Annotated in this window: 10 protein-coding genes; 4 read left to right on the top strand and 6 right to left on the bottom strand. The window is 66.1% G+C overall.

The window, feature by feature from the left end; genetic code table 11:
- Positions 1–50: 50 nt before the first annotated feature.
- A complete protein-coding gene (locus tag IB235_RS02775) occupies positions 51–731 on the bottom strand; it encodes a DUF1045 domain-containing protein (RefSeq protein WP_192335406.1) in 681 nt (226 codons plus the stop codon).
- A 99-nt stretch (positions 732–830) separates the two neighbouring features.
- Between IB235_RS02775 and IB235_RS02770 the strand changes: the two genes are divergently transcribed.
- The gene (locus IB235_RS02770) at positions 831–1,910 is read left to right on the top strand and encodes a DUF475 domain-containing protein (protein ID WP_155038080.1); all 1,080 of its coding nucleotides are present in this window, start codon (positions 831–833) and stop codon (positions 1,908–1,910) included.
- A 98-nt stretch (positions 1,911–2,008) separates the two neighbouring features.
- Here the strand turns inward: IB235_RS02770 and IB235_RS02765 are convergent, their stop codons facing one another.
- The 4 genes from IB235_RS02765 to cobS all read right to left on the bottom strand — a co-directional run bounded on the left by IB235_RS02765 (position 2,009) and on the right by cobS (position 8,118).
- Positions 2,009–3,823 carry an aminopeptidase P family protein gene (locus IB235_RS02765; RefSeq protein WP_192335404.1) on the bottom strand — a complete coding sequence of 605 codons (1,815 nt, stop codon included), beginning with the start codon at positions 3,821–3,823 and terminating at the stop codon, positions 2,009–2,011.
- A gap of 21 nt (positions 3,824–3,844) precedes the next feature.
- Entirely contained in the window at positions 3,845–5,113 is a 1,269-nt protein-coding gene (epsE, locus tag IB235_RS02760; RefSeq protein ID WP_192335402.1) for an exopolysaccharide biosynthesis GT4 family glycosyltransferase EpsE, read from the bottom strand.
- A gap of 88 nt (positions 5,114–5,201) precedes the next feature.
- The gene (gene cobT, locus IB235_RS02755; RefSeq protein ID WP_155038077.1) at positions 5,202–7,070 is read right to left on the bottom strand and encodes a cobaltochelatase subunit CobT; all 1,869 of its coding nucleotides are present in this window, start codon (positions 7,068–7,070) and stop codon (positions 5,202–5,204) included.
- 73 nt (positions 7,071–7,143) lie between these two features.
- Positions 7,144–8,118: a cobaltochelatase subunit CobS gene (gene cobS / locus IB235_RS02750; protein ID WP_155038076.1), complete on the bottom strand. Its 975-nt coding sequence runs from the start codon at positions 8,116–8,118 to the stop codon at positions 7,144–7,146.
- A 149-nt stretch (positions 8,119–8,267) separates the two neighbouring features.
- Here cobS and IB235_RS02745 point away from each other — a divergent pair, with 149 nt between their 5' ends.
- The 3 genes from IB235_RS02745 (at position 8,268) to IB235_RS02735 (ending at position 10,239) form a co-directional block, all read left to right on the top strand.
- A complete protein-coding gene (locus IB235_RS02745; RefSeq protein WP_155038075.1) occupies positions 8,268–8,798 on the top strand; it encodes a sigma-70 family RNA polymerase sigma factor in 531 nt (176 codons plus the stop codon).
- On the top strand, positions 8,795–9,157 hold the full coding sequence (locus IB235_RS02740) for a hypothetical protein (protein WP_192335400.1): 363 nt from the start codon (positions 8,795–8,797) through the stop codon (positions 9,155–9,157). The genes IB235_RS02745 and IB235_RS02740 overlap by 4 nt, the downstream gene beginning before the upstream one ends.
- A 116-nt stretch (positions 9,158–9,273) precedes the next feature.
- Positions 9,274–10,239, top strand: a complete 966-nt coding sequence (locus IB235_RS02735) for a DUF808 domain-containing protein (protein WP_192335398.1) — start codon at positions 9,274–9,276, stop codon at positions 10,237–10,239.
- Here IB235_RS02735 and IB235_RS02730 read toward each other — a convergent pair.
- Positions 10,236–11,930, bottom strand: coding sequence for a chloride channel protein (locus IB235_RS02730; RefSeq protein WP_225612024.1), 1,695 nt, complete (start codon positions 11,928–11,930; stop codon positions 10,236–10,238). The genes IB235_RS02735 and IB235_RS02730 overlap by 4 nt on opposite strands.
- Positions 11,931–12,044 lie beyond the last annotated feature (114 nt).

Genomic DNA, 12,044 nt, shown 5'->3' with positions numbered 1-12,044 from the left:
TTGGTCCTGCAAATCATGCCCTTTGGTTGTGAAATCCGCGTGACATGCGACTATCCGCGCAGCGGAAACTCGCGGATCATGCGCATCCGGCCGTCGCCTTCCTCGGCCAGCAGCGCCACCGAATGCACCGGCATCGGCTGTGCGATCAGCGGCGCAAAGGTCGGGGCCAGCGCGTCCCGCAGCGCCTCGGCCTCGGGTTTGGGCAGGCCGTTCGACAGGGTCAGGTGGTAGTTGAACTGGTCCAGAACAAAGGGATATCCCCAATGGTCCAGATGCGCGCGGGCGCGTTCCGGCAGCAGCTCGGGCTGCCTGCGGGCATATTCCGCCGGGGTAAGGGGCGCGCGCAGATCGTCCAGACGGGTGACCAGCGCCTGCTCCAGCGCCTGCAGGGCGGGGGTCTGGACGCACGGGCGCAGCATCACGAAGCCCCAGTCGCAGCGCAGCTCCAGTTCCAGCGCAAAGGGCGCAAGCTGATCGCAGACCAGCGCGGTGCGCCGGGCCAGATCTTGGACGTCATGGCCTTCGCGCAGGCGGAACGGAGCCTTCAGCGTCGCGTGAAATCCATAGCGCATCGGAACCGAGGTCAGCGCCTCGGCATCACCCGCCACTTCGACGACATCGGGCCGCGGCGGTGCCATCCCCTGACGCGCGTCCCAGCCCAGCCAGGCGCTTCCCAGATCGCCCAGGGGGCCGTCGGGCAGGTGATAGATCGCAAATCGGGCATGGCTCATCGGGGTTTTTCCTGCGCGGGCTCAGATACGGGACGGGGTTGATCGCTTTCGCCGGCAAGCTTATGGCTGCAAGGGCATGTCCACAATCGAGGACGCCGTATGAAATCCACGATCCGCTACATGACCTGGCCCTTCGTCGTGACGGCCATCGGACTGGCGCTTGCTGCATTGATCGGCTGGCAATATTCGGGCACCGGGACGGGAACGCTGTCCTTCTTCCTGATCGCGGCGGTGCTGGCGGTGCTGGAAATCTCGCTCAGCTTCGACAATGCGATCGTCAACGCCAACAAGCTCAAGCAGATGACGCCGAAATGGCAGCGCCGGTTCCTGACTTGGGGCATCATCATAGCGGTCTTTGGGATGCGGGTGATCTTTCCGCTGCTGGTCGTGGTCATCGCCGCCCGGCTGAACCCGTTCGAGGCGGTGCGCCTTGCCGCCACCCAGCCCGCCGAATATGCCCGCATCATCCACGAGGCGCATCTGCCCATCGCGGGCTTCGGCGGTGCCTTCCTGATGCTGGTGGCGCTGAACTACTTCTTTGACCAAAGCAAGGATGTGGACTGGATCGCCGGGGTGGAAGCCGGCCTGCGCAAGATCGGTGAGATCCGCGGCATGGAGGTCGGCCTCGTCCTCGTCTCGATGATGGTGGTTCTGCATTTCCTGCCGGCGGAAAAGGAACATACCTTCGTCATCGCGGCCATCTGGGGCGTCATCACCTATCTGCTGGTCGATGCGCTGGGGCATATCCTTGACCGTTGGGGTGGCGGCTCGATCGGCACGGGCGACATGGCGCGCGGCGGCTTCGGCGCCTTCCTCTATCTTGAAGTGCTCGATGCCTCATTCAGCTTCGACGGGGTGATCGGGGCCTTTGCCCTGACCCAGAACCTGTTCCTGATCGCCATCGGTCTGGGGATCGGGGCGATGTATGTGCGCTCGATGACGGTGATGCTGGTCGAAAAGGGCACGCTGGCCCAGTTCCGCTACCTTGAACACGGGGCCTTCTGGTCGATCTTCGTGCTGTCGATCATCATGTTCGTCCAGACCCTGCGCCAGATCCCGGAACTCATCACCGGGCTGCTGGGGGCCTGCTTCATCGCGGTGGCCTTCGTGAACTCGCTGTCCTGGCGCCGCCGCCATCCCGACCGCTTCGAGGCCGAGGGCGAAGCCCGGACCGAATGACCAAGGCGCGGCCCTTTCGCGCCGCGCCTTCTCGGTTTCTTCGTTTCTCAAATACCCAGTCAGCAAGGGCCGCCACCGTCGCGGCGGCCCCGATCCGGTCAGGCCCGTGTCAGGGGCTGGGTGGCCGCTTCCAGCCAGCCCAGCACCTCGGGTGCAACCAGCGGCCCGATCAGCTCGCGCACCTGTGCGTGATAGGCGTCCAGCCAGTCGATCTCGGCGGGTGACATCAGTGCCACGTCGATCATCCGCCGGTCGATCGGGCAGAAGGTCAGCGTCTCGAAGCCCAGCATGTCGCGCCCGTCCGGGCTCTCGGCCGGTTCGACCACGATCAGGTTCTCGATGCGGATGCCGTATTCGCCCTCGCGGTAATAGCCGGGCTCGTTCGACAGGATCATGCCGGGCCGCAGCGGAATGTCCGACACGCGAGAGATCCTGACCGGTCCCTCATGCACGGACAGGCCCGCACCGACGCCATGGCCGGTGCCGTGGTCGTAATCCATGCCCTCGGCCCAAAGCGGCGCGCGTGCCAGCGCGTCGATATGCGCACCGGCCAGCCCACGCGGGAAGCGCGCACGGGAAATCGCGATCATGCCTTGCAGCACGCGGGTATAGGGACGGCGGATCGCCGGGTCGAAATCGCCCATCGGCAGCGTGCGGGTGATGTCGGTCGTGCCGTCATTATACTGCCCGCCCGAATCGATCAGCACGACCTCTCCGGGAAGGATGCGGCGGTTGCTGTCCTCGCTCACATGGTAGTGGTTGATCGCGCCATTCGGCCCCGAGCCAAGGATGGTGTCGAAGCTGATATCGATGATGCCGCGCGGCATCCGCAATGCCTCAAGCTTGCGGCAGACGTCGATCTCGGTCAGCGGGTCGCTGTCCAGCGTCGCGGCGCGCCCGTCCAGCCAGCACAGCAGCTCGGCCACGGCGGCACCGTCGCGCAGATGGGCGGCGCGCATGCCCGCGATCTCGGCGTCGTTCTTGCAGGCCTTGGGCAGGATCACCGGATCGGCGGCCTCAAGGATGTCGGTCCCCATGCTCTCGATCAGGCGGAAGACCTGATCGGGTGCGCTGCCCGGATCGACGATGACCGGCCCGCCGATATTGGTCAGCGCCGGCGTCAGCGAGACCAGCGGCAGCACCGTCACCTCATTGCCAAGCGCGGCACGGATTTCCGAGGGGAACTTGGCCGGATCGGTAAAGATCGCGACATGCCCGTCATCCTCGATGATGGCAAAAGACAGCACCACTGGGTTCTTGGGCACATCCGCGCCACGGACGTTCAGCAGCCACGAGATCGAGTCGGGCAGGGTCAGCACAGCGGCCTGCGCCTTGACCTCGCGCAGATGGGCGCTGATCCGTTCGCGCTTCGCCGCGGCCGTTTCGCCGGCAATGTCGTCGGGCCACAGCCGCACCACACCGACCGGAGGCGCAGGCTGATCCTTCCAGATCGCGTCAAGCGGGTTCGTCTCCAGCGGATGCAGCGCGATGCCCGAGCCAGCCAGCCCCTTTTCGATCTCGCGGATCTCGCGGCGGCTTTGCAACCAGGGATCATAGCCGATGCGGCCACCCTCGGGCAGGGCCTCGCGCAGCCATTGCGCCGCCTTGATCTCGGGCCAGTGGACGGGGGTGAAATGCGCCAGATCGATCTCGGACTTGACCTGCACGCGGTAGCGCCCGTCGATGAAGACGCCCGCCTTTTCGGGCGTGACGATGGCGAAACCGGCACTGCCGGTAAAGCCGGTCAGCCAGCCAAGACGTGCGTCATGCGCGCTGACATATTCGCTTTGATGCGCGTCCGTGCGCGGAACAATGAAACCATCAAGCCCGCGCGCGGCCAGCTCGGCCCGCAGGGCGGCCAGTCGCGGCACATGCTGTGCGGGATTGGAATGGCTTTCGAAACTCTGGAACATGGGCACCTCTTGTTCTTGTTCTCAGGTGGTTTTCACCGGCAGCCGCAGTTTCGATGCGGCACCGGGAAGAGTATCGGCAAGGCCAAGCGCCACGGCCTCGGCGCTGCGGCGATGGTGGAAATCGGCGGCGACCCTTGCGCGCGAGGTATGGGCCAGTTCCAGCGCATGGGCGGGATCGCCCAACAGGTCCGCAATCGCGTCGGCCATCAGGTCGGGGCGTTCGGGCGGGACCAGCACCGCATCGCGCCCCGAGGTGATCAATTCGTGATTGCCGCCGACATCGGTGACGACAACCGGCATTTCCATCGCCATCGCCTCCATGATCGCGACGGAAATTCCCTCGTTCAGGCTGGCCAAGGCAAAAACATGGGCATTTTCCAGCCCCTCGCGCACCCGGTCCTCGCTGACCGCGCCCAGCAGGGTGACGGATTCGGCCAGCCCCTTGGCGTCGATCAGGGCCTGCAACTCACGGCGATAGCCGCTGCCGCCCTGTTCGTCCTCGCCCGCGATTTCCAGCTTTGCGTCGATGCCACGGGCATGCAGCAGGGCCACTGTCTCGATCAGCCGGTCATGGCCCTTGACCGCATTCAGGCGACCGCAACTGAAGATGCGCAGCGCCTGACCCGGGGCGGGGGGCTGCCAGGGCGCGCTGCGGCGGATCTGCGACAGATCCACGCCCATCGGCGCGACCCGGATCACCGGCGGAAAGTCGTCCCCGATCTCGCGGCGGGCGACGCCTTCCAGAAGTCTTGAGATGATGGTGGCGAAGCGTGCATGCCGCCATTTCTGGCGCTGGTTCGGGCCATAGCCGTCCAGCGTCGGGCCATGCAGGGTCAGGCTGTAGCTGGGGCCGCCCAGACGTTCGGCCAGCATGGCGACATTGGCGCTGTCGGCGCAGGAATGGACATGAATATGGTCCCAGCCCTGATCGCGCGCCATGCGCTTCAACCGTGCGCCCATCGCCAGCAGGCCCAGCATCCGCAAGCGCTGCTTCGCGCCGCCCTTGGTCTCGGCGCTCAGCGCCGCGCCGATCCCGCGGGCCAGCCCGGCGGGATTGCGCAGTGCCTCAAATCCCGCGCCCAGCATGTCGCGCGGCGGCAGCGGCGTCAGGTAAAGCGTCTCGCGCTGTGCGCCCGCCGCCCAGGAATGCGAGGCGATGGCGCGCGGCGGCGGTCGGGTCGAAATCAGCTCGGCCTGAACGCCAAGCTCGGCCAGCGCCTGCCGCTCTCGCCACAGGAAGATATGGGTCTGGCCCGGAAATTCGGGAATGAAGAAACCAATTCGCAGCAAATCATGCCTCCACCGGCCCGGAATGCGCCGCCCGCCAGCCTTGGTCGCATGAGGCGCGCGCGCAAATCAAGCCGGTCGCGGCACGCCCTCAGGCGCGACGCGCGGCGCTCATGCCAAGGACGCGGGCGCGCTTGCGCGGATCGGCCTCGAACAAAGCGGCCAGTTGCTCGGTGATCGCGCCCGCCAGTTGCTCGGCATCGGTGATGGTGACGGCGCGCTGGTAATAGCGGGTCACGTCATGGCCGATGCCGATGGCCAGCAGTTCGACCTGACGGCGCTTCTCGATCATGGCGATCACGTCGCGCAGGTGCTTTTCCAGATAGTTGGCCGGGTTCACCGACAGCGTGCTGTCATCGACCGGCGCCCCATCCGAGATCACCATCAGGATGCGCCGGGCCTCGGGGCGGCGGGCCAGACGCCGATGCGCCCATTCCAGCGCCTCGCCGTCGATGTTTTCCTTGAGCAGACCTTCCTTCATCATCAGCCCAAGGTTCGGGCGCACCCGCCGCCACGGCGCGTCGGCGGATTTGTAGATGATGTGGCGCAGATCGTTCAGCCGCCCCGGATGGGCCGGGCGGCCATTGCTCAGCCATTGCTCGCGGCTTTGGCCGCCCTTCCACGCGCGGGTGGTGAAGCCAAGGATTTCCACCTTGACCTGCGACCGCTCCAGCGTGCGGGCCAGCACATCGGCACAGATCGCGGCAATGCTGATCGGGCGACCGCGCATCGAGCCGGAATTGTCCAGAAGCAGCGTCACCACGGTATCGCGGAATTCGGTGTCCTTCTCGACCTTGAAGGACAGCGGCATGGTCGGGTTGGCGACGACGCGGGCAAGGCGGCCAGCATCCAGCACGCCCTCTTCCTTGTCGAACTCCCAGCTGCGGCTTTGCTGGGCCTGAAGCCGACGCTGCAGCTTGTTGGCAAGGCGGCTGACAGCCCCGCGCAGGGGCTCCAGCTGCTTGTCCAGATAGGCGCGCAGCCGTTCCAGTTCCTGCGGGTCGGCCAGATCCTCGGCGCGGATTTCCTCATCGAATTCCTGCGCATAGACGCGGTATTCGGGATTGGCGTCGCTGACCGGAGGCGGCAGGTCGGGCGGGCTGTCGGCCTCGGTCATCTCGGCCTCATCGGCCATTTCCTCGTCGGACTGGTCGTCCATGCTGACCTGAGCCTGACGTTCGTCCTGCTGCTGTTCCTGACTGCGTTCGGGGCTGGCCTCGGCCTCATCATCCTCGGACTGGTCGCGCGACTGGTTGTCGCCCGATTCCTCGTCCTGTTCGGCATTGTCCTCGGCTTCGTCCTCTTGCGGCTCGTCGGGGTCCTCGCCCAACTGGTCGCCATAGCCCAGATCGGCGATGACCTTGCGCGCCAGCCGCGCGAAACCGGCCTGATCGGCAAGGGCGGCGGACAGGTCCTGCAAGTCGCCACCGGCCTGTTGTTCGACAAAGGGCCGCCACAGGTCGGCGACATGCTGGGCCGAGGCGGGCAGGGGACGTCCGGTCGCCAACTGGCGCAGGATATAGCCCGCCGCGACCGACAAGGGCGCATCCGCGGGGGATTTGATCTGGCCATAGCCCTTGCGGTCGGCTTCCTGACCCAGCTTGGCGTCGATATTCGACAAGGCGCCGGGCATGTCGCGGGCACCAAGCGCCTCGCAGCGGGCGGTTTCCATGGCCTCATACAGATCGCGGGCCATGGGACCAGCGGGCACGTATTTCGCGTGGGTCGCCGGGTTGTGGTGGCGCAGCTTCATCGCCAGAGCATCCGCCGTGCCCCGCGCCAGCAGCACCTCGTCGCGGGTCAGGCGACGGCTGACCTGCGGCAGGCGCATGGTGTCGCCCGACACGCCCGAAGGATCGGCGCTGAAGGTGACGTTCAGCTCATGCTCTTCGGCCAAGGCGCGGGTCGCCTCGGTCAGAGCCTTCTTGAACGGATCGGCGGGGTTGTCGGATTTTTTCATGTCGTCCCACCAAAAGTGTGCAGACTGTTCGTGAAGAGGCGGGCGGACCCGCCTCTGATCTCGCGTAAGGGGATCAGCCCGCCTTGACCGCTGCGCTTTCCGGCAGTTCCTCGTCGAACAGGCGCTGGTAGAACTCGGCCACGGTCTGGCGTTCGAGTTCGTCGCATTTGTTCAGGAAGGTCAGGCGGAAGGCATAGCCGACATTGTCGCCAAAGATGCGGGCGTTCTGGGCCCACGAAATCACCGTGCGCGGCGACATCACCGTGGACAGATCGCCCTGCATGAAGGCGGTACGGGTCAGGTCGGCCAGCGTCACCATCTGGCTGACGACCTTGCGGCCCTTGTCGGTGTTATAGGCCGGGTTCTTGGCCAGCACGATCGCGGCTTCGGCGTCATGCGACAGGTAGTTCAGCGTCGAGACCAGCGACCAGCGGTCCATCTGGCCTTGGTTGATCTGCTGGGTGCCGTGGTACAGACCGGTCGTATCGCCCAGACCCACGGTGTTCGCGGTGGCGAACAGGCGGAAATAGGGGTTCGGCGTGATGACCTCGTTTTGGTCCAGCAGGGTCAGCTTGCCGTCGGCCTCCAGCACGCGCTGGATCACGAACATCACGTCGGCGCGGCCGGCATCGTATTCGTCGAAGACGATGGCGGTCGGGTTGCGCAGCGCCCAAGGCAGGATGCCTTCATGGAACACGGTCACCTGCTTGCCATCGACCAGCTTGATCGCGTCCTTGCCGATCAGGTCGATCCGGCTGACATGGCTGTCAAGGTTGACGCGGACGCAGGGCCAGTTCAGGCGCGCGGCGACTTGTTCGATATGCGTCGATTTCCCGGTGCCGTGATAGCCTTGGATCATGACGCGGCGGTTATAGGCAAAGCCCGCCAGAATCGCCATGGTGGTGTCGGGATCGAACTTGTAGGTCGGGTCGATCTCGGGGACGCGGCCTGTTCGTTCGGCAAAGCCCTTGACCTTCATGTCGCTGTCGAGGCCGAACACCTCGCGCAGGTCGATTTCTTCGGTGGGTTTCGCGTTCACGTCCAGCATCGGTCAGGCCCTTTTGTCGCAACGGGGACTTGATCGCGCATTCGGCGGTGACGTGCAAGCTCTCGCGCATGGGCGGATCTTCGCCCAGTGGCTTCGTTGACGCAGGCCGGGCAGGTTCCTAAGTTCGCCGCAGCCGGCAATGAAAGGACGTGACCGCCTTGACGGAGCAGCAACGATCCGCACTTCAGGACCTTCTCGGGCGCGTGGCGCAGGGCGACAAGACCGCCTTCGGTGCGCTGTACGATTCCACCTCGGCGCGGCTGCATGCGCTGTGCCTGTCGCTGCTGAAGGACCGCCCCGAGGCCGAGGATGTGTTGCAGCGCGTCTATGTCTCGGTCTGGCGTGAGGCCGGGCAGGGCGCGGCCAAGGGTCCGGTCATGGAATGGCTGGTGACGATGACGCGGGACATGGCGCTGGAGCGGCTGCGGAACCGCGCAGCCCGTGGCCAGATGCGGGCCAATCATCGCCCCGAGATTGCCGCCGTCCACGTCCCGGAACGCAAGGCCACCGCGCCCTGTCTGGCTAAACTGGACGCCGAGCAGGCCGATGCCCTGCGGATGATCTATTTCGAGGGGCTGAGCTATGCCGATCTGGCCTCGGCCATGTCGGTCAGCGTCGAGGAATTGCGGGACTGGCTGCGGCCGGGACTGCTGAACCTGCGCGGGGAGACCGCCGCATGAGCGACGAAAAACCTCCGCTATCGCCCGAGGAACAGGACGAGCTACTGGCCGCGGAACTGGCCCTTGGCCTGATCGAGGGCGATGAGGCGCAAGCGCTGATGGCCCGGCTGGCTACGGATGCGGGCTTTGCCGAGCGTCTGCGCGACTGGCAGAGCCGCACCGCCGGCATTGCCGAGGAACTGACCCCGGTCATGCCTCCGGCCCGCGCCCGTCAGCGCATTCGCGAGGAACTGGGCCTTGCCACCGCACCGCTTAGCGAAACCCTCGACAGCCGCATCCATTGGTGGCAGCGGCCCGGGGCGCTGCTGGCGGTTCTGGTCGCAGTCATCGCCATTCTGGCCGCGATCTGGCTGCTGTAGCGGCTTTCTGCGGCGGGGCGGGTGAACCCGACTTGCGGCAGCGGCGTTCGTGACCCAGAACTGCGCGTCAAAAGGGATCACGGACCCGTGACCCGATCAGGAAGAATGAGGGACATATGACCGGATTGCTGGCGCTGCTGGATGACGTGGCGGGGATTGCCAAGATCGCGGCCGCCTCGGTCGATGATGTGGCGGGGCAGGCGGTCAAGGCCGGGGCCAAGGCTGCGGGCGCGGTGATCGACGATGCGGCGGTGACGCCGAAATATGTCCACGGTTTCGATGCCCGGCGCGAACTGCCGATCGTCATGAAGATCGCGCGAGGGTCACTGTTCAACAAGCTGGTGATCCTCTTGCCGGTGGCGCTGCTGCTGTCGGCCTTTGCGCCATGGCTGATCTCGCCTTTGCTGATGCTGGGCGGAGCCTATCTGTGCTTCGAGGGCGCCGAAAAGGTCCTGCATGCGCTGTCCCATCATCAGGTCAATGAGCCGCATCTGAAGGCCACGCCCGATGGCGCAGGCCTTGAGGAGGAGCGCGTCAAGGGCGCGATCAAGACCGATTTCATCCTGTCGGCGGAAATCATGACCATCGCGCTGGCCGCGATCCCCGATGGCGACCCGATCTGGAAAGAGGCGCTGATTCTGGCCATCGTCGCCGTCGGCATCACCGTCGCCGTTTACGGCTTTGTCGCGCTGATCGTGAAGGCCGACGATTTCGGCCTGCATCTGCATGAACGCGGCGGAGTGCTGGCGCCCTTGGGGCGTGGCATCGTGCGTGTCATGCCGGGCTTCATGAAGGTTCTGACCGTCGTCGGCACTGCCGCGATGATCTGGGTCGGTGGTCAGATCGTCGTCCACGGCCTGCACGAACTGGGCCAGCATCAGCCCTATGAATGGGTCCATCACATGTCCGAGGCCGCGGCCCATGCTTTGCCTGCCGCGCCGGGTCTGGCCGCTTGGGCGACCACGGCATTTTTCGACGGCATCTTTGGGCTGGTTCTGGGCTTCATCGTGATTCCGGTGGCGAGCTACCTGATCTCTCCGGCGATCGGGGCGGTGAAGGGGCTGTTCGGGGCCAACGCCTAACCGTGCTGCTCGGCGGCGACCGCGCCAAGCGCCGCATTCAGCGCCCGCAGGGCATCGACGTGATAGACCGCGCCAAGGATCTCGGGGTCGGGGCCTTCGCCCCGGACCACCGGGCAGAAGGCCGCGCCCGAGTCGTCGAACTGGCGCAGGGCCTGTCCCAGCGTCATCTGATCCGACATCGCCTGCCCTGCCACCACCATGTTGCGCAGCAGGTCGGGCGAGGGGGTCTCTTTGCCGCCCAAGGGCCGCATCACCGCCGTCACCCGCATCTTGCGCGGCAACCAGACCTGCGGCCCCTCGGCGATATGTACCCCGCGCCGCTTCAGCTGGGTCAGGAAGAACGACCGGTCCACCATGCGCGAGGCCAGCGCCGAGGACAGCGATACCGAGGTCATCACCGCGATTCCGGTCTGCCAGTCCCCGGTCATCTCGAAGACGATCATCGCGGTCGAGATCGGCGCGCCCAGCACCGCCGCGCCGACCGCGCCCATGCCCGCCAGCGCATATAGCGTCTCATTCCCCGAGTAATGCGGAAAGATCCCGGTGGCGAGGATGCCAAAGGCCAGTCCCGTCAGTGCCCCCATCACCAGCGCCGGTGAAAACACCCCGCCGCCCATGCGCCCGCCCAAGGTGATCGCCACGGCCAGCGCCTTGACCACGGCAAAGATGATGGCGGTCCAGACATCCAGCCTGCCGGTCAGCGCCGCGGATGTCGCCTCGTAGCCGACGCCGATGATATGGGGATAGGGGATGGCGATCAGGCCCAAAAGCAGCCCGGCGATGGTCGGGCGCAGCCAGCGCGGCCAGCCGGTGTGGGCCATGACGCGATTTGCGATGATCTCGGCGCGAAAGATCGCAGCCATCAGCCCCGCCGCGACCAAGGCGCAGATCAGGCCAAGGATCATGAAGGCGGGCAGTTCGACGTAAAATCCAAGGCCCCCGGCCTCGGGCAGATGGAATTCGGTCACGCCGCCATAGCGCAGGCGATTGATGACCGTCCCCGCCACCGCGGAAATCGCGATCGGGGCAAAGGCGCGGATGGCGAAATTGCGCAGCACCACCTCATGCGCGAACAGCGCCCCGGCGATGGGCGCGTTGAAGCTGGCCGCGACCGCACCGGCGACGGCGCAGCCTAGCAGCTCGCGCCCGGTGACCGGGCTGGCCTTGATCCGGTCGGCCACCAGTGTCGAGATGACGCCCGCCAGATGCACCACCGGCCCCTCACGCCCCGATGACCCGCCGGTGCCCAGCGTGATGACCGAGGCCGCGGCCGAGGCCAGCCCCTCGCGGATCTCGACCCTTCCGCCTTGCAGCGCCGCGCCCTCGATCACGTCGGCCACGGTGCGGACCCGTCCGTCCGGGGTGTAGCGGTCAAGGATCAGGCCGACCACCAGCCCGCCCACGACCGGCACGACCATCACCCACCACCACGGCAGATGCCCCGCGACCGAGGCCATGGTCAGGTCATCCGTGCCATAGACCAGCCGCTGAAGCGCCCCGATCGCCAGCCGGAAGGTCAGCGCCGCCAGCCCGGCGCAGATGCCGATCAGCAGCGCGATCACCCAGAATTCGACCTGACCCGGCCCGCGCGTGACCAGCACCTGCCAGCCACGCGTCAGATGTTGGCGCAGATGCCGCAGGCCTTGCCGACCCCAGCCCTTCGGTTGATCCTTGGCGTCGTGCTTCATCATCCCCGACCCTGATCTTGCCGAATGGAAACACGGGCCGCGGGCCCCGGTCCATTGTCGTGGCGACATTTTCCGGCCTCGCTTGCCCTTTGCGCAACAGCGCGATTAATTCGGCCC

Origin of the sequence: Paracoccus sp. PAR01 (assembly GCF_014851995.1) — a bacterium.
Lineage (GTDB): Bacteria > Pseudomonadota > Alphaproteobacteria > Rhodobacterales > Rhodobacteraceae > Paracoccus > Paracoccus litorisediminis.
This window is presented reverse-complemented; position numbering and strand designations above follow the sequence as displayed.